This window comes from Bradyrhizobium sp. USDA 4532 (assembly GCF_024171315.1).
GTDB classification, from domain to species: Bacteria; Pseudomonadota; Alphaproteobacteria; order Rhizobiales; family Xanthobacteraceae; genus Bradyrhizobium; species Bradyrhizobium australafricanum.
The window spans coordinates 4,984,853-5,011,567 of the sequence record NZ_JALJZN010000001.1 but is presented as its reverse complement, the minus strand read 5'-3'; the positions used below and the strand labels follow the sequence as shown (position 1 = coordinate 5,011,567).

General features: G+C 59.8%; 28 protein-coding genes. 25 read left to right on the top strand and 3 right to left on the bottom strand.

Going from position 1 to position 26,715, the window contains the following annotated elements; translation table 11 throughout:
- Positions 1-37: 37 nt before the first annotated feature.
- The 7 genes from J2R76_RS23000 (at position 38) to J2R76_RS22970 (ending at position 6,930) form a co-directional block, all read left to right on the top strand.
- The gene (locus tag J2R76_RS23000; RefSeq protein WP_057016368.1) at positions 38-244 is read left to right on the top strand and encodes a CsbD family protein; all 207 of its coding nucleotides are present in this window, start codon (positions 38-40) and stop codon (positions 242-244) included.
- A 218-nt stretch (positions 245-462) separates the two neighbouring features.
- A complete protein-coding gene (locus J2R76_RS22995) occupies positions 463-672 on the top strand; it encodes a hypothetical protein (protein ID WP_057016367.1) in 210 nt (69 codons plus the stop codon).
- A gap of 98 nt (positions 673-770) precedes the next feature.
- Positions 771-3,080, top strand: coding sequence for an FdhF/YdeP family oxidoreductase (locus tag J2R76_RS22990; RefSeq protein WP_253625004.1), 2,310 nt, complete (start codon positions 771-773; stop codon positions 3,078-3,080).
- 15 nt (positions 3,081-3,095) lie between these two features.
- Complete coding sequence (locus J2R76_RS22985; protein ID WP_057016365.1) at positions 3,096-4,508, top strand: cytochrome ubiquinol oxidase subunit I; 1,413 nt, start codon at positions 3,096-3,098, stop codon at positions 4,506-4,508.
- Between the two features lie 4 nt (positions 4,509-4,512).
- On the top strand, positions 4,513-5,517 hold the full coding sequence (cydB, locus tag J2R76_RS22980; protein ID WP_057016364.1) for a cytochrome d ubiquinol oxidase subunit II: 1,005 nt from the start codon (positions 4,513-4,515) through the stop codon (positions 5,515-5,517).
- On the top strand, positions 5,517-5,630 hold the full coding sequence (locus J2R76_RS22975) for a DUF2474 family protein (RefSeq protein WP_057016363.1): 114 nt from the start codon (positions 5,517-5,519) through the stop codon (positions 5,628-5,630). The genes cydB and J2R76_RS22975 overlap by 1 nt, the downstream gene beginning before the upstream one ends.
- A gap of 94 nt (positions 5,631-5,724) precedes the next feature.
- Complete coding sequence (locus tag J2R76_RS22970; RefSeq protein WP_253625003.1) at positions 5,725-6,930, top strand: mechanosensitive ion channel family protein; 1,206 nt, start codon at positions 5,725-5,727, stop codon at positions 6,928-6,930.
- Positions 6,931-6,973: 43 nt separating this feature from the next.
- Here the strand turns inward: J2R76_RS22970 and J2R76_RS22965 are convergent, their stop codons facing one another.
- Positions 6,974-7,231 (bottom strand): hypothetical protein, encoded by a 258-nt coding sequence (locus J2R76_RS22965; protein WP_168857355.1) that lies wholly within the window; start codon positions 7,229-7,231, stop codon positions 6,974-6,976.
- Positions 7,232-7,238: 7 nt separating this feature from the next.
- On the opposite strand from J2R76_RS22965, the gene J2R76_RS22960 reads away from it, so the two are divergent.
- Positions 7,239-7,766 (top strand): HdeD family acid-resistance protein, encoded by a 528-nt coding sequence (locus J2R76_RS22960; protein WP_168857356.1) that lies wholly within the window; start codon positions 7,239-7,241, stop codon positions 7,764-7,766.
- A gap of 188 nt (positions 7,767-7,954) precedes the next feature.
- On the top strand, positions 7,955-8,500 hold the full coding sequence (grpE, locus tag J2R76_RS22955; RefSeq protein WP_253625002.1) for a nucleotide exchange factor GrpE: 546 nt from the start codon (positions 7,955-7,957) through the stop codon (positions 8,498-8,500).
- Positions 8,501-8,569: 69 nt separating this feature from the next.
- On the opposite strand, the gene J2R76_RS22950 is transcribed toward grpE, so the two are convergent.
- On the bottom strand, positions 8,570-8,836 hold the full coding sequence (locus tag J2R76_RS22950; RefSeq protein WP_253625001.1) for an Hsp20/alpha crystallin family protein: 267 nt from the start codon (positions 8,834-8,836) through the stop codon (positions 8,570-8,572).
- A 612-nt stretch (positions 8,837-9,448) separates the two neighbouring features.
- Here J2R76_RS22950 and J2R76_RS22945 point away from each other — a divergent pair.
- The gene (locus J2R76_RS22945) at positions 9,449-10,378 is read left to right on the top strand and encodes a DUF5996 family protein (protein ID WP_253625000.1); all 930 of its coding nucleotides are present in this window, start codon (positions 9,449-9,451) and stop codon (positions 10,376-10,378) included.
- Between the two features lie 60 nt (positions 10,379-10,438).
- On the opposite strand, the gene fdhD is transcribed toward J2R76_RS22945, so the two are convergent.
- Entirely contained in the window at positions 10,439-11,242 is an 804-nt protein-coding gene (fdhD, locus tag J2R76_RS22940; protein ID WP_253624999.1) for a formate dehydrogenase accessory sulfurtransferase FdhD, read from the bottom strand.
- A 390-nt stretch (positions 11,243-11,632) separates the two neighbouring features.
- Here fdhD and dnaK point away from each other — a divergent pair, with 390 nt between their 5' ends.
- The 15 genes from dnaK to clpB all read left to right on the top strand — a co-directional run bounded on the left by dnaK (position 11,633) and on the right by clpB (position 26,699).
- Complete coding sequence (gene dnaK, locus J2R76_RS22935) at positions 11,633-13,531, top strand: molecular chaperone DnaK (protein WP_253624998.1); 1,899 nt, start codon at positions 11,633-11,635, stop codon at positions 13,529-13,531.
- A gap of 171 nt (positions 13,532-13,702) precedes the next feature.
- Complete coding sequence (locus J2R76_RS22930) at positions 13,703-14,191, top strand: DUF992 domain-containing protein (protein ID WP_375166524.1); 489 nt, start codon at positions 13,703-13,705, stop codon at positions 14,189-14,191.
- An 83-nt stretch (positions 14,192-14,274) separates the two neighbouring features.
- Positions 14,275-15,501 (top strand): hypothetical protein, encoded by a 1,227-nt coding sequence (locus tag J2R76_RS22925; protein WP_253624997.1) that lies wholly within the window; start codon positions 14,275-14,277, stop codon positions 15,499-15,501.
- A 79-nt stretch (positions 15,502-15,580) separates the two neighbouring features.
- Positions 15,581-15,763 (top strand): hypothetical protein, encoded by a 183-nt coding sequence (locus J2R76_RS22920; RefSeq protein WP_076825127.1) that lies wholly within the window; start codon positions 15,581-15,583, stop codon positions 15,761-15,763.
- A gap of 74 nt (positions 15,764-15,837) precedes the next feature.
- Positions 15,838-16,743, top strand: coding sequence for a DnaJ C-terminal domain-containing protein (locus tag J2R76_RS22915; RefSeq protein ID WP_253624996.1), 906 nt, complete (start codon positions 15,838-15,840; stop codon positions 16,741-16,743).
- The gene (locus tag J2R76_RS22910; protein WP_076825123.1) at positions 16,743-17,030 is read left to right on the top strand and encodes a chaperone modulator CbpM; all 288 of its coding nucleotides are present in this window, start codon (positions 16,743-16,745) and stop codon (positions 17,028-17,030) included. Before J2R76_RS22915 ends, J2R76_RS22910 begins: the two co-directional genes overlap by 1 nt.
- Positions 17,031-17,084: 54 nt before the next feature.
- A complete protein-coding gene (locus J2R76_RS22905; protein ID WP_253624995.1) occupies positions 17,085-17,369 on the top strand; it encodes a hypothetical protein in 285 nt (94 codons plus the stop codon).
- Positions 17,370-17,678: 309 nt separating this feature from the next.
- Positions 17,679-19,067: a sigma-54 dependent transcriptional regulator gene (locus J2R76_RS22900; RefSeq protein ID WP_076825120.1), complete on the top strand. Its 1,389-nt coding sequence runs from the start codon at positions 17,679-17,681 to the stop codon at positions 19,065-19,067.
- A complete protein-coding gene (locus J2R76_RS22895; protein ID WP_253624994.1) occupies positions 19,046-21,073 on the top strand; it encodes a cache domain-containing protein in 2,028 nt (675 codons plus the stop codon). Before J2R76_RS22900 ends, J2R76_RS22895 begins: the two co-directional genes overlap by 22 nt.
- A gap of 189 nt (positions 21,074-21,262) precedes the next feature.
- Positions 21,263-21,460, top strand: a complete 198-nt coding sequence (locus J2R76_RS22890; RefSeq protein ID WP_057016351.1) for a hypothetical protein — start codon at positions 21,263-21,265, stop codon at positions 21,458-21,460.
- Between the two features lie 74 nt (positions 21,461-21,534).
- Positions 21,535-21,927 carry a hypothetical protein gene (locus J2R76_RS22885; protein WP_141340224.1) on the top strand — a complete coding sequence of 131 codons (393 nt, stop codon included), beginning with the start codon at positions 21,535-21,537 and terminating at the stop codon, positions 21,925-21,927.
- A gap of 60 nt (positions 21,928-21,987) precedes the next feature.
- On the top strand, positions 21,988-22,179 hold the full coding sequence (locus J2R76_RS22880; RefSeq protein ID WP_057016349.1) for a hypothetical protein: 192 nt from the start codon (positions 21,988-21,990) through the stop codon (positions 22,177-22,179).
- A 672-nt stretch (positions 22,180-22,851) separates the two neighbouring features.
- Complete coding sequence (locus J2R76_RS22875) at positions 22,852-23,448, top strand: superoxide dismutase (RefSeq protein ID WP_076825237.1); 597 nt, start codon at positions 22,852-22,854, stop codon at positions 23,446-23,448.
- A 3-nt stretch (positions 23,449-23,451) separates the two neighbouring features.
- Complete coding sequence (locus J2R76_RS22870; protein ID WP_057016348.1) at positions 23,452-23,877, top strand: thioesterase family protein; 426 nt, start codon at positions 23,452-23,454, stop codon at positions 23,875-23,877.
- 215 nt (positions 23,878-24,092) lie between these two features.
- Positions 24,093-26,699, top strand: coding sequence for an ATP-dependent chaperone ClpB (gene clpB / locus J2R76_RS22865; RefSeq protein ID WP_076825114.1), 2,607 nt, complete (start codon positions 24,093-24,095; stop codon positions 26,697-26,699).
- Positions 26,700-26,715 lie beyond the last annotated feature (16 nt).

Sequence of the window (26,715 nt, the reverse complement as noted above, 5' to 3'; positions counted from 1 at the left end):
ATGCACGTTTCACGGTTGGGAAAAGAAGGAGATGAAAATGAACTGGGATCGCATCGAAGGAGACTGGAAGGCTGCAAAGGGTGCGCTCAAGGCAACATGGGGGAAGCTGACCGACAACGACATTGATGTCATCAACGGTGACAGAGAGCGGTTGGAGGGCAAGCTGCAAGATCTCTACGGCATTGACAAAAACCAGGTCCGCAAAGAGGTCGACAAGTGGGCCAAGGAAGCAAATTGGGATTGATCCCGATTGATTGACCCCGGCGGATCCATGGCTGCTGCGAAGCAGTATCGATGCCCGATTGTTCGTAGAGCTCGCGCGAAATTGGACGCCGAACGCCATCACAACAGGTCGCTGCGCAGCGCTGATCGGCGGAGTGCGGCTTCAAGACTCTCTTGGACTGCGGAGATCTGCGCCTCGACGAGTGTGCCAAGCTACGACAGGATACATGAGGAGATACAATGTCGAAGGACCACGACAAGGCGTCGCACGGATCGCAGGACGCGCGACGTCACAAGATCGATCATCAAACGCGAAACGAGTGGCTTCACAGAGACGCGGGCCTTCAGGATGCGTGGCGTGCTTCCGGCATGACGCGCGACGACTTCATCCGGCACAACGAAGGTCTGATCGACAAGGTGATCGTCGCCAACCTCAATCAGGATCGATAAAGCGAGCCGGAAACGCGGCCCAGCGTGCTGCGGGTGATCTTATTCAGGTCACTCAGCTGAAGACCCTACTGAAGATCTGGCAATTGCGGAGTTGATTTATGTTGGACGGTAAGCCGCGCTTCAAGACGTATCATCATCCCGCCGGCGGTTGGGGTGCCGCCGCAGCGACTGCAAAGATTCTTCTCGAGCAGAGTGTGGTGACGAAGGGATCGCGCGCGCTTCTGTCGATGAACCAGCCCGGCGGATTCAAGTGCTCGAGTTGCGCGTTTCCCGACGCGGAATGCAAGAAAACGCTCGATTTCTGCGAGAACGGCGCCAAGGCGTTGGCGTTTGAGGCAACGAAGTTTCGGGTCACACGAGAGTTCTTTGAACGGCACACCGTGTCCGAACTCATGGAGCGGCCGGATCACTGGCTCGAGATGCAAGGACGTTTGACGGAGCCGATGCGCTATGATTCATCGTCGGATCGCTACGTGCCTTGCAGCTGGGACGACGCGTTCGCCCTGATCGGCAAGCATTTGCGGGCTCTTGAAAGTCCGCACCAGGCCGAATTCTATACATCCGGCCGCACACCCAACGAAGCGGCGTTTCTCTACTCGATATTTGTCCGGGAGTTCGGAACCAACAATTTCCCCGACTGCTCGAACATGTGCCACGAGCCGACCAGCCGGGGCTTGCCGCCCTCGATCGGTGTCGGGAAGGGCACCGTTATCCTCGATGATTTCGAGCACGCCGAAGCGATTTTCGTCATCGGGCAGAACACCGGAACGAATTCGCCGCGGATGATGAGCAATCTGGTCGAAGCGAGCAAGCGCGGGGTTCCGATCGTGGCCGTCAATCCGATGCCCGAACGTGCGTTGGTGCGCTTCGCCGATCCGCAGGATGTCATTCAGATGGCAACGTTCGGTTCGACCAAGATTGCCAGCGAGTTCGTTCATGTCCGCATCGGCGGTGACCTCGCCTTCCTCAAGGGGGTCATGAAGGTCATTTTCGAACGCGAGGAATTCGGCGAGAAGATCGTCGACTGGAAGTTTATCCGCGAGCATACCGTCGGCCTCGATGCGGTCCGGGACGACGCGATGGCGCAGACATGGCCGGAATTGGAGAGGGCCTCCGGGCTTGAGGAATCGCAGATCCGGCGATGCGCCGAAATCTACATTCGCTCGCGCGCGACGATCATTTGCTACGGGATGGGGATCACGCAGCACCAGGAGGGGTCGCGGCTGGTGCAGCAGCTGGTCAATCTGCTCCTGCTCAAGGGCAATTTCGGCAAGCCGGGCGCCGGAATATCGCCCATTCGCGGTCATTCCAATGTGCAGGGAGACCGTACCGTCGGGATCGACGAACAGCCGAGCCAGGACTATCTCGATCGCGTTCGCGACGTCTTTGGGTTCGAGCCCCCGCGCGAACATGGTCATCATACCATTGAGTCCGTCGCCGCGATGCAGACGGGGACGGCGAAGGTCTTCATCGGCCTCGGCGGCAATTTCGTTCGTGCCGTGCCCGATACCGAACGGTCGTACGCGGCGATGCGAAAGCTCGCGCTGACGGTCGCCATTACCACCAAGCTGAATCGCGGACATTTGGTTCATGGTCGTGACGCCTTGATGCTGCCCGTCATCGCGCGTTCGGAGATCATCCGGACGGCAGCCGGTGAGCAGTTCGTGACGATCGAGGACTCGATGTCGAACGTCACCGCGTCTCGCGGCGTGTTGCAACCGGCGAGCCCGCATCTCCTGCCCGAGGTGGAAATCGTCTGCCGGATCGCGCAAGCGACGTTGCCGAACAGCAAGGTCGACTGGAGGAGCTACAGCGAGGATTACTGCTTGATCCGCGACAAGATCGCGGAGGTCTATCCGGAGATCTACAGCGACTTCTCCGAGCGGATCGAAAGCCCGAGAGGCTTTCACCTCGACGTGCCGCCGCGCGAACTGGTCTGGCCGACGCCGAACGGCAAGGCGAACTTTCTGCTTCTGCCGGGTCTGGAAGTGAACGCATCCGTTTCAGATCCCGACATGCTGCGACTGGCAACCATTCGCTCGCACGATCAATTCAACACGACGATCTACAGCAACAACGACCGCTATCGCGGTGTCTACAATGACCGAATGGTTCTGTTCATGAACGCCGAGGACCGCGCGGCGCGAGGGCTCGAGGACGGCTCGGGCATTGCGCTCGAGACGATCAGCGATGATGGCATACAGCGGCGCGTGAGCGGACTGAGGGTGTTGGACTATCCGATGCCGCGCGGATCGGTTGCGGGATATTACCCCGAGCTCAATCCGCTGCTGCCTCTCGACTACTACGACAAGATCAGCGGGACGCCGGCAGCCAAGTCCATTCCGGTGCGAGTTGTTGCCGCTTGTCGGCCGGATGCCGGAGACGAAGTGCCGGGACGCATATCCTGAGGCAAGGAGGGGACATTGCTGGACAATCTCGATGCGGTGATTCTGGCACGTGCCCAGTTTGCGTTCACCGTCTCGTTCCATTTCATATTTCCATCTTTCTCGATCGGGCTTGCGAGTTATCTGATGGTGCTCGAGGCGTTGTGGCTCAAGACGGGGCAAGGCGTTTATGCCAACCTGTTCCGCTACTGGCTGAAGATCTTCGCCGTTGTGTTCGGCATGGGCGTCGTCTCGGGGGTGGTGCTCTCATATCAATTCGGTACGAATTGGTCGGTATTCTCCACGCGAGCCGGGCCGATCATCGGGCCGCTGATGGCGTATGAGGTGATGACGGCCTTCTTTCTGGAGGCCGGCTTCCTCGGCGTCATGCTGTTCGGCATGAGCAAGGTCGGAAAAGGCCTTCATTTCTTCGCAACGTGCATGGTCGCGCTTGGCACACTGATCTCGGCAACCTGGATCATTGCCGTGAACAGCTGGATGCAGACGCCGGCGGGTTTCGCGATCAATGCGAAGGACCAGTTTGTGCCCGCCGGATCCTGGATCCCGATCATCTTCACCGCCAGTTTTCCGTATCGCCTCGTTCATACCGTGATCGCGGCCTATCTGACGACGGCGTTCGTGGTTGGCGGTGTGGGCGCCTGGCATCTGCTGCGAGACCGCAGCAATGCCGGCGCACGCAAGATGTTTTCGATGGCGATGTGGATGGCCGCGATCGTGACTCCGATCCAAATTCTCGCGGGTGATGCCCATGGCCTCAACACGCTGGAACACCAGCCCGCCAAGGTTCTCGCCATGGAAGGGCACTACGAACCCAGCCCCGATGGCGCGTCGCTTATCCTCTTCGGCTTCCCCAGCAACGAGACAGCGCAGGTCCATCATAAGCTCGAAGTGCCTCGCCTGGGGTCACTGATCCTCAAACACGATCCGGATGCACCTTTACCGGGACTCAGCGACTTTCCGCGGGATCAATGGCCGCCGGTACCGATTGTGTTCTGGTCGTTCCGGATCATGGTCGGCCTTGGATTTGCGATGCTCGCTGTCGGTATCTGGAGCCTGCTCGCGCGTTTCCGGGGAATGCTCTACGACTGGGCCTGGTTGCATCGCGCGTGCGTCGTTCTCGGACCGGCCGGCTTTGTCGCTGTGATCGCTGGATGGGTGACGACGGAGGTCGGTCGGCAACCTTTCACGGTCTATGGACTGTTACGAACGGCGGAATCACATTCGCCGCTGGCTGCGCCGGCTGTGGCGGCCTCCCTTGTCGCTTTCGTGCTGGTGTATTTCGCAGCGTTCGGCGCTGGCACCTATTATCTCCTGCGCCTGATGGCGAAGCCGCCCGCGCCGGGTGAGAAGGAGCCGCCCAAGGTGCCGCAGCGCGCCGCAGGCATTACGCCGGCGGGCAGTGTCGGCGTGCCTCTGACTGCGGCGGAGTGAGGCCATGTCCAGCATCGACCTTACGACCTTCTGGGCTGCGATTATCGGACTTGCGGTGATGGCCTACGTCGTCATGGACGGGTTCGACCTTGGCATCGGAATTCTGTTCCCGAGCTTTGCGGTCGGCGACGAGCGCGACCAGGCCATGAATTCGATCGCGCCGGTCTGGGATGGCAACGAGACGTGGCTGGTGATGGGCGGCGGCGGTCTGCTGGCGGCGTTTCCGCTCGCCTATGCGATCATCCTTCCGGCCACCTATCCGTTGATGATCGCCATGCTGCTTGGGCTCGTCTTCCGCGGCGTCGCCTTTGAGTTCCGCTGGCGCGATCCAGGGCATCGGCCATTGTGGGACATCGCCTTCTGGTTGGGGTCCTTGATTGCGGCGTTCGCGCAAGGCGTGACGCTTGGGGCAGTTCTGCAGGGTATCCACGTTGTCAATGATGCCTATGCCGGCGGCTGGCTCGACTGGCTAAGCCAATTCAGCATCCTGACCGGCGTCGCGGTTGTGATCGGCTATGCGCTGCTCGGCGCAACGTGGCTGATCTGGAAGACGGAGGGGACGAGCCAACGTCACGCGCGCCGTGCCGCCTTCTGGCTCGGCGCCGGTACGCTTCTGGCGCTGGGGGCCGTCAGCGCGGTGACGCCGTTTCTCGATTATGACTACTGGCGGCGGTGGTTCGCAATGCCCGGCGTCTTGTTGACGGCCCAGGTGCCGCTGTTGGTGCTGATCTGCGCGGTAACCTTCTTCTGGAGTCTGAAGCGAGAGTTCGAGCGGTTGCCGTTCCTCATGGCGCTGGCACTCTTCCTGCTGAGCTTCATCGGGCTCGGAATCAGCATCTATCCTTACGCTGTTCCACGCGCGATTACGATCTGGGATGCCGCGGCACCGGTCGAAAGCCAGTTGTTCATGCTGGTGGGCGCCTGCGTGATTATTCCGCTCATCCTCGCATACACAGGCTGGGCGTACTGGGTGTTTCGCGGCAAGGCCGGCACCGCAGGGTATCACTGATGCAGGCGCGGATTCCGCTATGGCAACGGCTCGTGTGGATGGCCGCGATCTGGATCGCAAGCGTTGTGGCGGTCGGCTTGGTCTCGGGCGTGATCAGAATGTGGTTACGTTAATTCAGTTCCGGTCAGCCCGGTCATTTGACCGCCTCGTTTGTCGCGGAGCCGCAGGTTCCGGCGGAAAGCACCGCAGTCTCTGGCACGTTCCTGCATGACACATGCTCCGAATAGCGAACTGACCGCGCTCTGGACAATCGTGCTTTCGTTCTGGCAGCGAAGCGTCTTGGACCTAACCGTTGGACACTTCATCGTTTCGATCGTCATTCTCGCGATCGCAGTGCTGATCCGGCGGCTTTTCAGCCGCTTTATCGTCTCCCGTATCCACTCCTGGTCGTCGAGCAAGGTCGGCCTCAACCGCACGATCGTCGAGGCACTTGCTCCGCCGATTCAGTTTATTCCGATCGTCCTGGCCGTATTTATTATCGGCGAATGCGTGCTGACCAATCAGAGGCTCAAGGAGGGGCTCCTCCAGATTGATCGTTCGTTGACCGCATTCACAATCTTCTGGGCACTGTTCGAGGTGATCGGGCCCCTATGCGCGGTTCTGGATGGCCGGACGCCGATCTTCAGTCAGGCCATGATCGGCCGGACGGTCAGGGTCGGGCGCGCCATCATCGTTGCGCTCGGTGCGACCGCCGTCCTGGAGGTCTGGGGCATTCACGTCGGGCCTGTACTGGCGAGCTTCGGCCTCGTCGGCGTCGCGGTGGCGCTGGGCGCCCAGAATCTGTTCAAGAATCTGATCTCCGGGATCTTCATCATTGGCGAGCAGCGCTTTCGAAACGGCGATTGGATCCTCGCCGAGGGCATCGTCGAGGGAACGGTGGAAACCATTGGTCTGCGGACAACGAAAGTCCGCCGATTCGATCAAGCACCCGTATTCGTTCCGAATTCGTATTTGGCGGACAATGCCGTCACCAACTTCTCGCAGATGAGGTTTCGCCGCATTTCCTGGATCATCGGCCTCGATTACAGCACGACGATCGGCCAGCTCCGCGATGTCCGTGATGCAATCGAGGCGTACATCCTCGGCAGTCAAGATTTCGTTCATCCTCCTGAAGCCGTCGCGTTCGTACGTGTCGACAAGTTCAATGAATCGTCGATCGATGTCATGGTCTATTGCTTCACCCGCACCACGGTCTGGGGTGACTGGCTGAAGATCAAGGAGGAGCTGGCGTATGCCATCAAGGCGATCGTGAAAAAGGCGGGATCTGATTTCGCCTTTCCAAGTCAGTCGCTCTACGTGGAGGCCGTCCCGACAGGGATCGAGCTTTTTCCTCACAATACGGCGCCGAGCAGTGATCCGACGAACGGGACGGGGGTGGTGGGCAAGGCCGTTCCGAAAGGCGGCGTGGCATGAATCCCAGCAACATTCTTGCTTCGTGGACGCTCGTGCCGGCGAGTTAGCCTTTCGGCGCTTCGGTCATTTTGTCCCAACGATTCCGGACAAAATGACCTTTCATCGACATCGATTGCCATAACTGATTGAAATCACGTCGATTGCGGTCTGGCACGTCGATTGCGTTGTCGTCAGTTGCAAGAATGTCGTCGTCTGCATCGCGGGGCACGGCCCATGTGCAGCGAGTCACCAACAACTCAATCTCTGGGCAATTCATCATGGCGCAAACAATTGGAATGCCGGAACCGAGGCGGGCGTTCACGGGATTGATGACCGAAGCGCGAGGGAAGTGGGGTTGGTTCGTCGCCCTGGGCATTCTCTTTATTGTGCTGGGCTTCGGAGCTCTCAGCAATCTGCTGTTGGCGACCATCGCAACGATCTTCTACATCGGCGTCTTGATGATCATCGCGGGCGCCTTTCAGATCGTCCATGCGTTTAGGGTCAAAAACTGGCGCGGGTTCTTTCTTTGGGGCCTGGGAGCCTTTTTCTATGCTGCGGCCGGTACGACAATCGTTCTGGATCCAGCAATCGCTTCACTTGTTTTGACTCTCATATTGGCCGTTTGCACGATCGCGTCCGGCGTCATGCGCCTGTTGCTCAGCTTTAGAGCAAAGGGAGATCGCGGCTGGGGCTGGCTATTTGCCTCTGGACTGCTCACCGCGATCGCAGGATTGGCGTTTCTGTTAGGTTGGCCACTCAACAGTCTCTGGCTGCTTGGCCTGTTGTTGTCGATCGACCTGGTTTTCCAGGGCTGCACGCTGCTTGGTCTGGGCCTGCAGCTCCGCGGTACGCGGTAGACGGCCGGCTCGGGCGAGCGAAGAACGCCGCTTGTCCGGCCGACCTTCAAACGTCATATCAACGGCGAGATAAGAGAGCTGCCATGACTAATAACGGCCCGCCCAACGATCCTCATCACAGCAGACAGATTCACTCACACCGCCCTCAAGGAGGGACTCATCAGGCGGAGCAAGGTCTAGAGAAGGTGATGCCTGAGGACTCTGCAAGGGAAACAACCTCCGGATCGCCAGATGCTGCGGACACGCCGCCAAGCGCCGCAGAAGACGTGCATGAGGCCATTGCGCGGCTCGTGGCGGAGAATGTCGATCTCAAAGACCGGCTGCTTCGGGCGCTCGCGGATGCCGAAAATGTACGCCGGCGCTCCGAGCGTGAGTTGAACGACATGCGGCAATACGCCGTAACCAAGTTCGCGGGCGATATGGTCAATGTCGCGGACAATCTGGAACGTGCGATGTCCAGTCTTCCTGCGGAGCTGCGCGACAGTGCCGGCCCCTTCAAGACGTTTGTCGAGGGTGTGGAGCTTACCGAAAAGGAGCTGTTGCGATCGCTGGAAGCGCACGGCGTCAAGAGGCTCGATCCGGCCGGAAGCCGGTTTGATCCTCACTTTCACGAGGCCATGTTCCAGGTCAAAGATCCGTCAGTGCCAAGCGGCACCGTCACGACGGTCGTGCAGCCCGGTTACGCGATCGGATCGCGTTCGTTGAGGTCCGCGAACGTCGGCGTCGCGAGCTGAAATGCCCGCTCGCCTCCGGGCGTGCCGCGCGATGGCCTCGATGGCTTTAGCAGTGTCGGCTCGGATCGACTACCTGTGCTTGGGAAACGTCACGGTCATCACGCCGTCGTCGAAATACGCGTTTATCTTATGAGCATCGACCGAACTGGGTAATAGCATCGAGCTCAAGACTCTGATTGTCCGTTCGGCACCACGGCCGTCGCTCACCTGCCGCTCAGCGATGATGGTGAGTACACCACGCTCAACGGACACGTCTATGTCGTTTGCCGTTAGACCATGCAGCTCTGCAACGATTTGTAGTTCGTGATCTGTCTCGTTCACGTCAACATTCAGCATCGTGAACCATCCTGGTCGTACATGCGACGGCGTAGCCCATCGACCGGATCAACCGGCAGCAATACGCGTGCCATCCGCGCGGCAAGTCATATCAACGGCTTAAGGTGTTGATCAGTGAGCCCGCAGACACTTTGTCAAAGTCGATCGGACAAGTTGTCTGATGCAAGTCTGGCGCGATCGCCACTTGTACGCTCTGGACGTCTCCAAAAATGGCGCTAGCATTGATCATGCAGGCTGGGGAGGTGTCGAGTGTCGAGCAACATCGATCAGGCCGCGTCTGAGATCGCTGACGTCCGACTTCTTGTGGAGCGATTGCGTCGCGTTGAGGCGTGGCGACGGAAGCGCTTCGAGCGTGCAATTCAGGATCTAGACCAAGAAATGGTATTTGATCGATCGAACGTGATCAGGATTCCGCAGCTATACACAGCGGTTTCAGTTCGTCGAAGAGCTCTCGAAGCGGGGGTCGTCAAGCCTTGGCGTGGCTTGCAATAGGCGAATGATGGCTTTCGGCTTTCCATGCGTTGAACGGTTGATCGAGCCCGCCATGATCAGATCTTGTCTTGAAGCCAAGGCGCAAATTCTCCCCCGCCAACAACTGTGCGAGGACATGCCATGAATACCGGCAAGTCATCTTCCAATGCTCCTTCTGGCGATCTTTGGCCGGCTCTGTCCTGCCAGGCCTTCGAGCAGACGCGACATCTTCTCCACATGGTGTTGCAGGCGGTTGGCAAGCTCAAGCTGGCCGGACCTTTCCAGGCGCAATGGGCTGGGGTTCCACTGTGGCTCGGCGCGAGAGGCCCGACCACAGGTCCGATCCCTTGCGCTGGCGGCGTCTACGAGGTGCGCGCCGACTTCGTCTCGCACGAGTTGCAGTGGTTCACGAGTTCGGGCGGATCGGGACAACTGCCGCTGGGCCCGACGTCGGTCGCAGTGCTGGTCGACACATTCCTCGACCGGCTACGTCATGCGGGCATAGATGCTGCCATCACGCTCATGCCGCAGGAAGTGTCCAACGCGATCCCGTTCGACGAGGATAGGCAACAACGCCCATACGAACGCGACATGGTCAACGCCTGGTGGCGCATTCTTCTCAATACGCAACGCGTCATGCAGGTCTTTCAGGGAAGGTTCACGGGCAAGACGCAACCCATCGGTCTGATGTGGGGGACGTTCGACATTCGTCTGCCATTCTATAACGGCAAACCTGCTTCACCGGCGCCGAACGCCGGTTTTGTCCGGCGCAATGCAATGAATGCGGAGTTGATGGAGATGGGGTGGTGGCCGGGTGATCCCTCGTGTCCCAGACCCGCATTCTACTCCTTCACCTATCCGCAGCCGCAAAGTATCGAGAGTGCGAAGATCGGGCCAAGCGCTGCGCGATGGGATGCCGGCCTGGGCGAGTTTCTCCTCGATTACGACGACCTGCGCCTGTCCGGCGATCCTGACGGCGATCTGCTTGCCTTCCTGGAATCGACCTACAACGCCGGTGCGACCGCGGCGGGCTGGGATTCCGCCCTGCTGGGCAGCGGTCGTCCGGAGTAGATCTCCGATGGCTGCATGCCCGAAGGCGGATGCATTGTCCATGGATGTGCACAGGCTTCCTTACGAGATGTTTCGGTGCACGTCGCAAACGATCAGGGCGGAGTCCGGGCGAGCCAGTGCGACGAGCGTGAGTCCCGCTTGCCCTGCGCGTTCGACCGCAAGGCTCGTAGGCGCTGAAATGGTGACGAGCATCGGACAGCCCGCGCGAACGGCCTTCTCAACAAGTTCATAGCTGCATCTGGCAGAGAGCAGCAGAAAACCACCGGACGCCGGGATGTCGGACAGCGCCAGCGCGCCGATCAGTTTGTCGAGCGCATTATGTCGACCGACGTCCTCCCGAACACACAGGATTGATCCGTCGGGGCGGCAGAATGCCGCCGCATGTGTTCCGCCGGTGGATCGGCCGAGCGTCTGATGGTGTTGCAGGGCGTTTAGCGCGTCAGCGATGGCTTCCCGGCTCGTGGTGATGCGCCCACGTATCGGCGGCAACGGGCGGAGCACCTGCTGGATATTTTCCAATCCGCACAGCCCGCAGCTGCTCTCCGAAACGCGCCTGCGAGCGCGCTCCAGTGCGATTGCCGTGCCTTCTGCAGGCAAGGTGAGCCGGATGATCCAGCCGCCTTCCGTCTCGTGGACGATGATGTCGCTGAGGTCCTGGACATGCTTGACAAGGCCCTCGGCCAACGCGAATCCCGCCGCGTAGTCGCGAAGGTCGGACGGCGTTGCCATCATCACGGCATAGCCTATCCCACAGACCTCGATTGCGACGGGCGTTTCAACGGGAACAGCACGAACGAGATCGCCGTCATTGCGATCGTTGAACGCAAGGCGTCGTGCCGAAATGCTCAGGGTTTGGTTGGTCATGTCATTGCTCGCGCTAGCCGACGATCTGGACCGTTCGGGTGAACGTTATCGGAAGTCCCGTCGCAACATGCGTGCCACCCGGCCGACTGAACGACGTCAGTAGCTTACGACGTGGCTTCGGTGGATCGACGAACAATTTGTCCAGCGATAATCGACAATCTTTCCATAGCGTCGGTTGCAGCAGGGCAGACCGAGGCCCGTCACGCGTGCCTAAGCCAATAGACACTTTGTCCGAGGCGCTCCGGACAAAATGTCCGACGTGTCGTGATCTCGCGGCGTAAGTCGTTGAAATCACGCGAGCTGTGATGTGGCACATCTGTTGCTCAACGGTATTGGCGCAGGGACGCAAACCGCACATTGTCGATCAATTAAAAAGTAGAGGAGCGCGACGTGGCAAAGGTGATCGGAATCGACCTCGGAACGACCAATTCTTGCGTCGCGGTCATGGACGGCAAGAACACGCGCATCATCGAGAACGCGGAGGGGGCGCGCACCACACCTTCCGTCGTGGCGTTCACGTCCGATGGCGAACGTCTGGTCGGGCAGCCGGCCCGGCGGCAGGCGGTGACCAACCCGACCAACACCATTTTTGCCGTGAAGCGCCTGATCGGCCGCCGCTACGATGATCCGACGGTCGAGAAAGACAAGACGCTCGTACCCTACAAGATCATCAGGGCGTCCAATGGCGACGCCTGGGTCGAGGCTGAGGGCAAGCCGTATTCGCCCTCCCAGATATCGGCTTTTATCCTGCAGAAGATGAAGGAAACAGCCGAGGCCAATCTCGGTGAGAAGATCACGCAGGCCGTCATCACTGTTCCCGCCTATTTCAACGATGCGCAGCGCCAGGCTACCAAGGACGCCGGCAAGATCGCTGGTCTCGAGGTTCTGCGCATTATCAACGAACCCACCGCGGCGGCACTTGCCTACGGTCTCGACAAGAAGAAGCAGGCCAAGATCGCCGTCTACGATCTCGGCGGCGGCACCTTCGATATCTCCGTTCTCGATATCGGCGATGGAGTGTTTGAGGTGAAGGCGACCAACGGCGACACTTTCCTGGGTGGCGAAGACTTCGACATGCGGCTGGTCAACTACCTCGCCGACGAGTTCCAGAAGCAACAAGGCATTGATCTGCGCAACGACAAGCTCGCCCTTCAGCGCCTCAAGGAAGCGGCCGAAAAGGCGAAGATCGAGCTTTCCACCGTCACCCAGACGGAGGTCAACCTGCCGTTCATCACGGCGGATGCCTCCGGCCCAAAGCATCTTCAGGTCAAGATCACGCGCGCCAAATTCGAGTCCCTGGTCGAGGACCTCGTTCAGCGGACGATCGAGCCGTGCCTCAACGCCCTGAAGGACGCCGGGCTCACGGCCAAGGACATTGACGAAGTCGTGCTCGTCGGTGGTCAGACCCGCATGCCGAAGATCCAGGAAGTCGTGCAGAAGATCTTCGGCAAGGAGCCGCACAAGGGCGTCAATCCCGACGAGGTCGTCGCCATCGGCGCGGCAATCCAGGCCGGCGTCCTGCAGGGCGACGTCAAGGACGTGCTGCTGCTCGACGTGACGCCGCTTTCACTCGGCCTCGAGACGCTGGGCGGCGTGTTCACCCGGCTAATCGAGCGGAATACGACGGTTCCGGCGAAGAAGAGCCAGGTCTTCTCCACCGCCGAGGACAACCAGAGCGCGGTGACGATCCGCGTCTTCCAGGGCGAGCGCGAGATGGCCTCCGACAACAAGTTTCTCGGCCAGTTCGATCTCGTCGGCATTGCTCCGGCACCGCGCGGCGTGCCGCAGATCGAGGTGACGTTCGATATCGATGCCAACGGCATCGTCAACGTTTCGGCCAAGGACAAGGGCACCGGCAAGGAACAGAACATTCAGATTCAGGCATCCGGCGGCCTGTCCGAGAGCGACATCGAAAAGATGGTCAAGGATGCCGAGGCGCATACTGCGGAGGACAAGAAGAGAAAGGAAGCAGTCGAGGCGAAGAACGCCGCCGAGGCGCTGCTGCATGCAACGGAGAAAACGGTTGCCGAGCATGGCTCAAAACTCGCGGCATCAGATCGTAGCGCAGTCGAGAGTGCCATGTCCGATTTGCGCGAAGCGTTGAAGGGCGACGATGCCACGACGATCAACACGAAAGTGAATGCCTTGCAGCAGCACTCGATGAAGCTTGCGGAAGCCATGCAGAGTTCCTCGCACGCGGCTCCTGGTTCTGCACCGAGTTCAGGCGGCGACAATGTCGTCGACGCCGAATTCACGGAAATCGACGACGACAAGAAGAATTCGAAATAGCACGCCCCCTGCAAGCGCGGGCGCGAGCTCGCGGCTACCAGTCGTGCTTTGCGCCGCCGTCGGGACGAAACTCCGGCTCTCAAGTGCTGGGATGCAATCCCGGTGGCTTCCTTTTACTCCATCAGCAGAAGTCTTGAAGGCATCCCGCCTTCATTTTGTAGGAGCTTTCTTATGCGACGACGTTCGACGGTCCTCACTGGCTTTGCCGGAGCAATGCTGGCCGCCCTGGTATCAAGCGCGCAAGGCCAGCAGCCGGCCCAAAAGGTGCAAGTCGGCGTACTTGAATGCAAGGGTGGACCGAGCATCGGCTTTATCGTCGGCGCGGTAACCAATCTGGCGTGCGTCTTGCGGATCAACGGACTGCCCGAGGACTACTATATCGCCACGATTCAGAAGGTTGGTCTCGATATCGGCATTACCGAGAGCACCGCGCTTGCCTGGTCGGTGTTCGCGCCCGTTGCCCAGCCTGGCCGCGGCGATATCGCCGGGACTTATGTCGGCGTCGACGCGATGGCTGCGGCAATCGTCGGTGTGGGCGGCAATGTGCTGCTGGGCGGTTCGAACAACAGCATCGCGCTGCAACCCCTGAGCGTGCAGGCGGAAACCGGCCTGATCGTTGCAGCAGGATTGGAGAGCATGACGCTGCAGCCGGGTCGCTAGGGGTACCGAAATTGACACCGTTCGCCGCTGCGAACGGTGTCGTCATCACGCGAATAGCAACGCTTTCTCGCGAAGGTTCTCATATGTTGAAGCGACTGTTGACGACGACATCTCCCGTAGTTCTCGCCGTATTGCTGCTTGGAAGCGCATGCGTAATGCCGGCGGCCGCGTTGTCCCAGGAAGCAGCTTGCTCTCAAGTCACGGCGGTGGAAACGCCGCCGCCGCCGTTGCCTCGATACGAACAGCCCCCTGTGCCTGCGCCGGGCTATCTCTGGTCTCCGGGATATTGGTCGTGGGATGAGGATGCCGGTGACTACTATTGGGTGCCGGGAACCTGGGTGCAACCACCGCGACCGGGCCTGTTATGGACCCCGGGCTACTGGGGGCGGCTTGCGGGAGCCTACATTTTCCACCCGGGCTATTGGGGTGAGCGCGTCGGCTTTTATGGCGGCGTCAACTATGGCTTCGGCTATTCGGGCATTGGCTACGAAGGTGGCCGCTGGGATCGTGGCCAATTCTTCTACAACAGCACGGTCAACAACGTGCGGAGTGTGGCGATTAGAAACGTCTATCAGAAAACCGTCGTCGTCAATGAGACGGTGAACAACGTCAGCTACAATGGCGGACGAGGCGGCGTCGAGGCTCGTCCGACCGCTGCGGACAGAGCCGTCGCCAAGGAACAACATTTCGCACCCACGCCGTTGCAACGCAAACACGTCGAGGTCGCGAGCCACGACACCCGTCTGTTTAACAGAGCAAACGCTGGCGCACCGCCCGTGATGGCTACGCCACGCCCATCGATCCTGAACGGGCGGGACATTGTTCGACCACACGCGCCCGCCGAGGTGATGCCGTCGAATACGGAAAAACATCGACCCGAAGAGCTGAAGGGCGCGCGTCCCCAGGACCCCTCGCGGCAGCGGCTCGAAGACGCTCGACGTCCAGCGGAGGGGTCCGCGCCGGCGCGCAAGTCGCCAGCGGATGAAGCCGGAAAAGCCGCACCTCGCGAACTTGAGCGTGAACGAACGCCGCGGCCCGAGGCGGCCCCAGGACATCTTCCTCCGGAAGAACGAAAGCGTGAGGACATCCGCGTGCCGGAAGCACGGCCAGAGTCCACACCGAGGCCGGAGCCTCGCCCCGAACCCATGGCTCGTCCGGCGGCGCGGCCGGAAATCGAAGCCAGACCTGCCGCACCCGCTGCGAGAACAGAACCGCAGAGGGAGGAAATGGGAGCGCCTCCGCGCCGCGGGCCCCCGGAACAGCAGCGTTCCGGTGAAAGACCCGAGGAGCGGCGGCCCGAGCAACGCTAGGCGTGACGCGGACGATTCTTGTCAGGCAAGCGCGGTGCCTGGAACATCGTTAAGAAAGGCGTGCAGAGGTTGGAAGGCGATGACAACGAGTCTCGGAGGCAATGGACAACTCGACGACGGCAAGCCGCGTCTGACGGAAGACGACATCGTGCGGGCGCAGCTAGGTCCGCGCGGTGTTCCTGGAGCACCGGATCCCGCACGAATGACGCCTCAGCAACTGAAGAATTACCCCAAATACGTGGATCCCGGTCATGTTGAATAATCGGGACCCGGCTCGCGGCCGTTCCCCGCTACGGGAAAGGCCGATCTCTGCCATCTTCAAGTCGGGAGCGGCAATTGGCTAAGAACCCGTACGATGTGTTGGGAGTGTCCTCCTCAGCTTCGGCTGCCGAGATACAAAAGGCCTATCGCAAGCTTGCGATGAAGCTGCATCCTGACCTCAACCCCGGCGACAAGGCTGCGGAGGAAAAGTTCAAAGAGGCGGCCGGCGCCTATGACCTGCTTAGCGATGCCGACAAGCGCAAGCGCTTCGATAATGGTGAGATCGATCCGACGGGAGCTGGGCGGCCGCAGCATCACTTCTATCGCGACTACGCCGATGCTGGAGACCCGCATGCTTACACGAGCGGGGCCGGCTTTGCCGACTTCATGGATTCGGACGATGCGTTCGCCGATCTGCTAAGACGCGGGCAGCGCGCACGCGCAAACCGACGCGGCGAAGATCTGCACTATCGCCTGCCTATCGAGTTCGTCGAATCGATCAGCGGTGCAACCAAGCGAATCACACTGCCGGATGGCGGGACGCTGGAAGTGAAAATTCCCCCGGGCCTGGTAGATGGGCAGGTTTTGCGCTTGAAGGGCAAGGGAGCTCCCGGTGCCGGCAAAGGCGGACCAGGCGATGCCCTCATCGAAGTCGAGGTCATGCCGGATCGGCGCTTCATGCGGGACGGCGACAACATTCTGCTCGAAGTGCCGATCTCGTTGACCGAGGCGGTTCTGGGCGGTCAAATCCGGGTGCCGACACCGACCGGTGATGTTACGATGGCGGTGCCGAAGGGATCGAACACAGGCACGACACTGCGCCTCAGAGGAAAGGGCGCCCCGCGCCGAGGGGGAAGTGCCGGAGACGAATTGGTGAAGCTGACGATCGTCCTGCCGAAATCGCCGGATCCGGAATTGGAAGCGTTCGTCGAGAACTGGGCCAAGGGGAGAGAGTTCGATCCGCGCGAAGGCACCTTGTGATGACCCTCAACAAACAGGAATTTCTGATCTCGTCGGGACTGCGGGTGCAGACACTCGAGTTCTGGCTGGAGCAACGTTGGCTGATTCCAACCGAGGCGGCTTCAGGCGCGCAATTCTCTGACGCGGACGTCGCCCGCGCGCACCTGATCCGCGATCTCAAGAGCGATCTAGGTGTCAACGATGAGGGGATCCACGTCATCCTCCATCTCATCGATCAGCTGCATGGTGTTCGACAGGCTTTCGCGCTGATGCGTACCGCACTTGACGACGATTCACGAACGGTTTGACAGAACGGGTGACCACGGTCGATCGGGGGACAGGCATTAGGGAGCAGCTATTCGATGGAACGCACGCTCGGCAACGGACCGATTGTTGGCTTGGTGCTTGGGGCCCTGGTCCGCACGCTCCTCGTGAAGAACGTCTTGTCGTCCGATGACGTGTGGGCCTTGCTCTTTGAGGCGGCGACGTGCCTTGACGTTGACGGGGACCCGCAAACGCCGCAGGCAGCGAAGATCATGGTCGATGAGGATCTGGCACCCGTCTTCCTTGGTGACGACAAGAAAGCGTCGATCGATCCGCACTTCGGGAAGTCCTCGTTCATCTCGACACCGACCGAAGAAAAGTAACCCGCGCGCGAGCGTTAACGCGAGCGCGCCGTCGCCTTGGAGAACAACCCCAGCGATGGGTGGGGAACACTATGCCAACGTCAGGGCGTTTTCTCTATCGCCGAATTGACGGTCGCCGACAACGGCTTCAAGCGCTGGCTTGGGCATCCTGCGATGTTCGCGATCCAGCCGAGGAGCGGAATGGCTTATGGCCTGGCGTGGCCTGTGGTAGGCATATTGTTTTGCCTTCGCTTTTTTCATGGCGCTGGAGAAGGCCATCGCCCTGCGTTGAGATGGTGGTCGTCAAGAGCGGTGTCGGGAGAGATATGAATGTCTGAGGAAACCCCGCGTGACGTTGCCGAACCGGTGGTCGACCCGGAATTTGGACCTTGGCTTGCGCAAGCCTCGATTCTTGTCGTTGACGACGAACCCGGCATACGCAATTTCCTCGTCAAGCTCCTGCGACCTCGCTGCAGGCTGATCGAGGAGTCCGCGGACGCCAGGGATGCGTCGCGGAAACTCGATGGGCAGCATTTCGACGTCGTCATCCTTGACAATGTCATGCCTGGAAAGAGTGGCCTGGACTGGCTTGCGGAGCAGCGAGCGATCGGGTTCTTCACCGATGTCATCCTTATGACAGCCTATGCTGATCTGGATACAGCAATTGGCGCACTGCGCATCGGCGTCATCGATTTTGTGATCAAGCCATTTCGATCCAATCAATTGCTGAATGCGGTTGCGCGTTGCCTTGACCGGGCGAGACTGCAGCGGGAGAATTTCGTACTGCGCCATGAGCTGAAGTCGTCCTCGCAGCAGCTGTATCTGCGAAACAAGCTCCTCGGAGCATCCGCAGCAATTCAAAAGGCACGGGAGACTATCGCCCGGGTGGCGCCGTTGCCGACGCCGGTTCTGTTTACTGGCGAGTCCGGAACAGGCAAGGAGGTTGCCGCTCGATCGCTCCATTCGCTGTCCAACCGAGCGGACAAGCTGTTCGTGCCGGTCAACTGCGGCGCAATCCCTTCAGAAATGATCGAAAGCGAACTCTTCGGCCATGTGAGGGGGGCATTCACCGGCGCAGGGAAGACCCGAGAGGGTCTTTTTATGTTCGCGCAAGGCGGCACTCTTTTCCTGGACGAGATTGGCGAGCTCCCCTACCATCTGCAAAGCAAGCTGTTGCGTGTGCTTGAGGATCGTCGGGTGCGTCCCGTCGGCTCGGAGCGAGAGGTGCCGATCGACGCCCGGTATGTCTTCGCGACCAACGCCGATCTGCAGAAGCGGGTTGCAGCCGGCACCTTTCGCGCGGATCTCTATTTTCGCATCAACGTCATGCAGATCGATCTTCCGTCCCTTCGGGAGCGCGATCAGGATGTGCTCGAGCTCGCCGATATCTTCATGCGTGAGATTTCCGATCAGCTTGGTATGCCGCGCGTTCCAATCGACGTCGGAATGCGTACCTTCCTTTTGCAGTACGATTGGCCAGGCAACATACGGGAGCTGCGCAATCTGATTGAGCGGACGGTGATCCTCGGTGAATTCCGGGAGGACTATCTCAAGTCACGAGCCGAAAGATCGACCAGTGATGTCACACTCGCCGATGTGGAGCGGCGACACATCCTTTTTGTGCTTCGCGAGTCGAGAGGCGACCGTGAGGAAGCGGCACGCCGTCTCGGCATCTCGCGCAAAACGATCGATCGCAAATGCGCAAGTTGGCAACTCTGATAACGAGTTTTTCTCCAAGGGCCTCCGTGCGGTATCGCCTGCTGGCGATGGCACTCTTGCCGATGCTCGTCATTCTTCCGTTGCTTCTTGCGATCAGCATTTATCGCTGGAACGTGAGGTTCGACGCAGTATTGACGTCCAAGGTCCATGACGACCTGACGATCGCCAGGCAATATCTCGGACGAATTTTCGAGAACACGGAGGACTATCTGGTATCGTCGGTGAATTCCGCGCTCTTTCAGTCGATTGTGCAAACCCCGGGCTATGAGCGTGGTGCCCTGAGCGATTATCTCAAGGACATCGCACAGGCGCGCGGCTTCGATTTTCTCTACATTATCGCTGACGATGGCGCGGTGATCGCGAGTGAATATCAGATGGCGGCCGCGCCACGATGGAATTGGCCCGTCATCAGCTCGGCGCTTGAGGGACGGGCACGAACCGCGATTGATGTGTTTCAATCCATGGAGCTCGCGGCGATCTCCGCCGATCTTGCGAAGCGCGCTCAGATCGACATCGTCGCGACACCCGGAAGCGCGCCGACCACGCGGACGCAGGAGAGCCGGGGGCTGGTACTGCAATCGGCGACGCCGGTTTCGCTGCCGAACGGACGAAAGGCCGCGTTGGTCGGTGGAATGCTGCTCAATCAGAACCTCGCCTTTGTCGACACGATCAATGATCTGATCTACTTCGGGGCGGGTTTGCCGGAAGGCAGTCGCGGGACCGTGACGCTCTTCCTCGATGATGTGCGTGTCAGTACCAATGTGAGGATGTTCGAGGGGCAGCGTGCAATTGGCACGCGCGTCTCTGCGGAAGTTCGAGATGCGGTTCTCGATCGTGGCCAGACCTGGCTCGATGGCGCATTCGTCGTCAACGACTGGTACATCTCTGCCTATGAGCCGATCCGTGACAGCTATGATCGTCGCGTCGGAATGCTCTACGCCGGCTATCTTCGGCAACCGTTCACCGCAGCGAAGCGCGGTACGGTTCTGGAAATCGCGCTGGCATTTGCCGTCGCGGTTGCACTGACTGTTCCACTGTTCTTGACGTGGGCGGCAAGTATCTTCCGGCCTCTTGAGCGGATGACGACGACGATTTCGAAAGTGGAAAGCGGCGAACTAGGCGCACGAACGGGACCCGTCGATGGGCGCGACGAGATCGAGCAGGTTGCGGTTCATCTGGATCGACTGCTCGATCAGATCCACGAGCGCGACGCCCAGCTGCGGCAATGGAACCAGGAGCTCAACCAGCGCGTCGAGGAGCGCACAAACAAGCTCCTGCATGCGAACCAGCAGCTCGAAGCAACAACCAGGCAGTTGATCATGTCCGAAAAGCTCGCTGCAATTGGCGAAATCACCGCTGGTGTAGCCCATGAGATCAACAATCCCATCGCGGTGATGCAGGGCAACCTGGAGATCATCAGGGATATGATGGGCGCCAAGGCCGACGAAGCAAAAACGGAGTTTCGGCTCATCGACGAGCAGATGCATCGCGTCAGTGAAATTGTGACGAGGCTTCTGCAATTCGCCAAGCCGCAGGAGTATGCCGGCTTTACCGATCAATATGATCCAGCCGTCGTCGTCACCGACACGTTGCCACTCGTTCAACATCTGCTGAACAAGACAACGATCAGCATCGAAACGGAATATCACGCCTCACGCCTGGTCTCAATGAATCGCACTGAATTGCAGCAGGTGCTGGTCAATCTCCTTGTCAACGCAATTCACGCGACGTCCGGAGGCGGGCGTTTGACGATTCGAACCTTTGATCGGGATGAGGGCAGGCGCCGTGGCGTCATGATCGATGTGACGGACACCGGCGGCGGTATGACGCCGGACGTAATTCAGCGGATCTTCGATCCATTCTTCACCACCAAGAGGCGGGAGGGAACCGGCTTGGGGCTGTCCATCAGCCAGATGCTTGTAACCCGCCAGGGTGGTAAGATTTCCGTTGAGAGCGAACCCGGCAAGGGTACGACATTTACGGTCTGGCTGCCTGCGGAGGACTGATGGCGACCGAAGAGCCGGTGACATTTCGTCCCGCTGCAAAGACAAATTGTCCATCGGCCCCTGGCCGCGGTCATCAAGCGATTGATATCGCGTGAAGCCTCGCTTGGCATGGCTGTTGCTGGAATCGCCAAGGGCGGCAGGAGCTTCAACCGCGTGCAACAATGAGTCTGAGGTCAAGGAGACGCAGCGATGCCACGTCATCATGGGAAGATGCCCCCTGTTCCGCCGGCCAACCGTAGCCCGAAGGGCACCGGCGGTGACCCCGAAGTCAAGAAAGATACGTCGTCGAAGAAGCGCGAAGACAACTACGCGGAACAGGGTGATACAGCAAACATCCGCGAGAACACCACCAACGAGGGCTACTTCCAGGGACGCCGCATCAAATGATGCCAGGCAGGCCGATGTTTTCCGGCCGTTGGTGACACCTCCCAGCCTGGTGTGAAGAGCGAGGAGCTCCAGAAATGACCGTTGTGTCCAACCAGCAGCTATCGAAAGATATGCAGGCCAAGGCGCATCTGCTCATCAATCAGGTCGGTCTCATGCCGCAGGCACAGGATCGGCCGTTGGAAGCGGACGACCTGCTCTTTTATATCAGTGAGACGACGATGCCGATGGCGGCCTTTTTGCAAAACCACGGGCTGTTCATGGACGATCAGGGGCTGCACTTCGACTTTTCGCAATTCGATGCCATCCGCGAGGTCGCCGTCAAAGTCGTTGCTGAGCATGACGCTGGAAAGCTGGACGGCGTGTGGAAGCAATTCGATCTCTCTACCGACGATGACGCCGACTACAATGGCGAGTACATCCTGCTTGCCCTTGCCGCCCTCGCGATCATGTATGGTCAGGGGAACTAGGCGAGCTGGGCGCCCCGCTGTACCAGCGGCAGGGCGAGATCGCGAACGAGGGGATGCGTGATGACGCTGAATGAACTGGCTGATGCGCTGGAAAAGGTTGACGAGGAGGCGTTTGCCTCAATGCTGTTGGAGTACGAGCTCAATCACGATGATGAGCCCAAGGTCGTGAAGACGATGATCGTCGAGGCGCTACGTTTTGCGGACGCGCACGGATTTCGTGCAGCCCGGCCGTCACTCGATGAGGCCGACTAGCCGCGCCGTCGTCTCGATGTGTTGTTCCGAAACGCTTCCAGAGCTCGCTTAGAGAGCTCATACCGGAACTTTGCGTCCCTTAGCCCAATCTAGCGAAATAGCCGGCCATGGCTGACGTAGGTGAATGATCGACGCAGCCTGATCTGGGCGTGCCGGTTCTTGGAAGGCTAGACGTTCTCGAGGGTTATCGCCGATCGCCCTCATCGATTTCGACCATATCGGACGGTAGTTTTGACAGGCAATCTTTCACCCTCAGTTTGGTGAGTAGTGCCCCAAAGCGACACGCAGGACATTTTGTCCGTTTTGCTTTCGACAAGTTGTCCGATAGCGCTTCCCTCCTACGACGCAACTGATTGATATCGTAGAGCTTCCGATGTGGCACATGAGTTGCTCAGGATCAGGATTGGGGGCCGCAGCGGCAACGACTATCCGTCACGTACTGCCGGCCTCCGGCCCGATATCGGCAAGGATCGCATTTTGGCACCGCCGTTCACCCCCGAGAGAGGACCCCATGGCGTTTCATCCGTTGCATGACTGCATTCTGCTCGGAAGAACCGAGGTCGAAGAGAAAACAGCCGGTGACATCTGAACCACGAGATCCACGGCGACGCGCGTTTGTCGCAAGCACCAGGCGGTGCACCGTCGCGAATGTTCTCTCCAGAGGAGATGTCCATGTCCTTCACGCTTCCTGATCTGCCCTACGCGCATGACGCGCTCGCTCCCTACATGTCCGGGGAAACGCTGGAATATCACCACGACAAGCACCACGCCGCGTATGTCAATGCGCTCAATGCCCTTATCAAAGGCACCGAATGGGAGGGAATGAGCCTGGAGGATGTCGTCATCGGCTCCTTTGGAAGCAACGTTCCTGTATTCAACAATGCGAGCCAGGACCTGAACCATACCTACTTCTGGAAATGGATGAAGCCGCATGCCGGAAGCGCGCTGCCGGGAATCCTGGAGCGGCAAATCAAGGCGGACTTCGGTTCGATCGAGAAGATGAAAGAGGAGTTCATCGCCGCCGGCGTCGGGCAGTTTGGCTCTGGCTGGTGTTGGCTTGCAGTGCAGAACGGCAAGATAATTGTTATGAGAACGCCCAACGGCGAGAATCCGCTCGTTTATGGTGCAAAGCCCATACTGGGCTGTGACGTTTGGGAACACTCCTACTATATCGATTACCGCAATCGAAGGGCCGACTACATTCGGGCGTTTCTCGAGCACCTCGTGAACTGGGAGTATGTCGAGGATCTCTTCAAGAGGGCAGCGTGACCGATGAAGCGCATATCGACTGGCACAACCGGACGCTTCACGCTCGTCGTGAAGCCCGAACATCTGGCCAACCGGTTCAAGGACAGCATCCTGCCGCCGGTGTTGGCGACACCGGTCATGATCATGGCGATGGAGAATGCTGCCCTCAATGCCGTTCGTGATTATCTCGAGCCGGGCGAGAGCGTGGTCGGCACCATGGTCAACGTGCAGCATCTTGCTGCGACTGTGGTTGGACAGACGGTTACCGCCATGGCCGAAGTCACAGCGGTCGACGGCCGCCGGATCGCATTTTCCGTCCGCGCCTCCGATGAAATCGAGGAAATTGGCAAGGGGACTCACGAGCGGATGGTCGTTGAGCTCGCCAAACTGCGAAAACGCCTTGACGAAAAGGTCGCGCGATCCGCGGCCACCCGCGCCACGCCGCGCTGAGACCGGGGCGCTTCATACTGCAGTCGTCCAGAGCCGGAATTGATCATCAACCATGGGCAATAGCCATGTTCGACCTCATCGTCCATCCCACCGAGGGCAAAGCCGAAGGGATCAGGCAGAAGCTTCCAGGCGCGCAACACGCTGCGCCGACGCCGGCCGGATCGTAATTCCGTTCCTGACCATTGACGACAGACCGCGCGTTTGAAAGGGGCTCCATGAATTCCGAAAAATATACCGACCGCGCGAGGGGCTTTATCCAGTCGGCGCAGTCTCTGGCAACACGGGAGGGTAACCAACAGTTCACGCCTCTCCATGTGCTCAAGGTGTTGCTCGACGACAACGAAGGCTTGGCCGCCGGTCTGATTGATCGGGCGGGTGGAAACTCGCGGGCGATCCTGCACGCGACGGAAGCGGCTTTGGCAAAACTGCCGAAGGTGTCCGGTTCGGGTGCGGGACAAGTTTATATGGCGCCCGACACCGCGCGCCTGTTCACCGCTGCGGAGGAGCTAGCGGAAAAGGCGGGCGACAGTTTCGTCACCGTCGAACGCCTGCTGCAGGCCTTGTCCACGGACAAGAGCAGCGACGCGGCGAAGATCCTGGCGCAAGGCGGCGTCAATGCCCAGGCTCTTGGCACCGCGATCGATTTGCTCCGGAAGGGCCGCACCGCAGACAGCGCGTCAGCCGAGAATGCATATGACGCACTGAAGAAGTACGCCCGCGATCTGACGCAGGCCGCGCGTGACGGCAAACTCGACCCGGTGATCGGTCGCGACGAGGAGATACGTCGCACAATCCAGGTGCTGTCGCGCCGCACCAAGAACAATCCGGTCCTGATCGGTGAACCGGGTGTCGGAAAGACCGCCATCGTCGAGGGGCTCGCCTTGCGGATCGTGAACGGCGATGTTCCCGAGAGCCTGCAAGACAAAAAGCTGCTCGCGCTCGACATGGGCGCGCTGATTGCCGGTGCCAAGTATCGCGGCGAGTTCGAGGAACGATTGAAGGCCGTGCTCTCCGAGGTGACATCCGCGGATGGTGGTATCATCCTCTTTATCGACGAGATGCACACGCTCATCGGTGCTGGCAAGACAGACGGTGCGATGGATGCTTCCAATCTCCTCAAACCCGCGCTGGCTCGCGGCGAGTTGCACTGTGTGGGTGCGACCACGCTCGACGAGTACCGCAAGCATGTCGAGAAGGACGCCGCGCTTGCCCGCCGTTTCCAGCCGGTCTTCGTGTCGCAGCCCACGGTGGAGGACACGATCTCGATCCTGCGCGGCCTCAAGGACAAGTACGAGCAGCATCATGGCGTACGGATTTCGGACGCCGCGCTGGTCGCCGCCGCAACGTTATCCAACCGCTACATCACCGACCGCTTCCTTCCCGACAAGGCCATCGATCTCGTCGACGAAGCTGCCGCACGGCTCAAGATGCAGGTCGACTCCAAGCCGGAGGAACTGGATTCGCTCGACCGCGAAATCGTGCGTCTCAGGATCGAGCAGGAGGCACTCAAGAAGGAAAGCGATGCCGGGTCGAAGAGCCGTCTGAAGACGCTCGACGGGGATCTGGTCGATCTCGAGAAGCGCTCCGCCGACATGACGACGAAATGGCAGGCCGAAAAGAGCAAGCTCTCGGACGCCCAGAAGATGAAAGCGCAACTCGAGCAGCTTCGTACGGAACTGGCGAACGCGCAGCGAAAAGGTGAATACCAGCGGGCAGGCGAGCTGTCTTACAGCACGATTCCCGAACTGGAGAAAAAACTGGCTGCCGTCGAGGCCAGCGAGAGCAGTTCGATCAGCGAGACGGTCACGGCCGACAATATCGCCCAGGTAGTTTCGCGCTGGACCGGCGTTCCCGTCGACAAGATGCTCGAGGGCGAGCGGGAGAAACTCCTCCAGATGGAGGAGATGATCGCCAAACGCGTTGTCGGACAGACACAAGCGGTTCGTGCCGTGTCAACGGCCGTGCGACGGGCCCGCGCGGGATTGCAGGACCCGAACCGGCCGATGGGCTCATTCATGTTCCTTGGCCCGACCGGCGTCGGCAAGACGGAACTGGCCAAGGCCCTTGCGGAATTCCTGTTCGACGATGAGCACGCCATCCTTCGCATCGACATGTCGGAGTTCATGGAGAAGCACTCGGTCGCACGGCTCATCGGTGCGCCTCCGGGCTATGTCGGTTATGACGAGGGCGGCGTGCTCACGGAAGCCGTGCGGCGACGACCCTATCAGGTCGTCTTGTTCGACGAGATCGAGAAGGCGCATCCGGATGTGTTCAACGTGCTGCTGCAGGTGCTGGACGACGGACGCCTGACCGACGGCCAAGGGCGGACAGTGGATTTCCGCAACACGCTCATCATCATGACCTCAAACCTCGGAGCGGAATACCTCGTCAATCAGGTGGAAGGCGAAAAGACGAGTGCCGTTCGCGACAAGGTGATGGAGATGGTCCGCGCGCATTTCCGGCCGGAATTTCTCAACCGCATCGATGCGATCATCTTGTTTCAGCGGCTGCAGAAGAACGACATGGGCCGAATCGTCGACATTCAGTTCGCGCGTCTCCGCAAGCTCCTCGACGATCGCAAAATTACACTGTCGCTCGACGCCAAGGCCCAAGCCTGGCTCGCCGAGAAGGGCTGGGACCCCGCCTATGGCGCCAGGCCATTAAAGCGGGTCATCCAGCGATATGTACAGGATCCGCTGGCCGAAATGCTGCTCGCGGGCGACGTCCGCGACGGCTCGACCATGCAGATCTCGTCGGGGAAAGACGGTCTGACATTCAACGGGAAGACAGTGAAGCCTCCGGATGAGGACGAAGCGATCTGAGCGTCAGGCTTGAGAA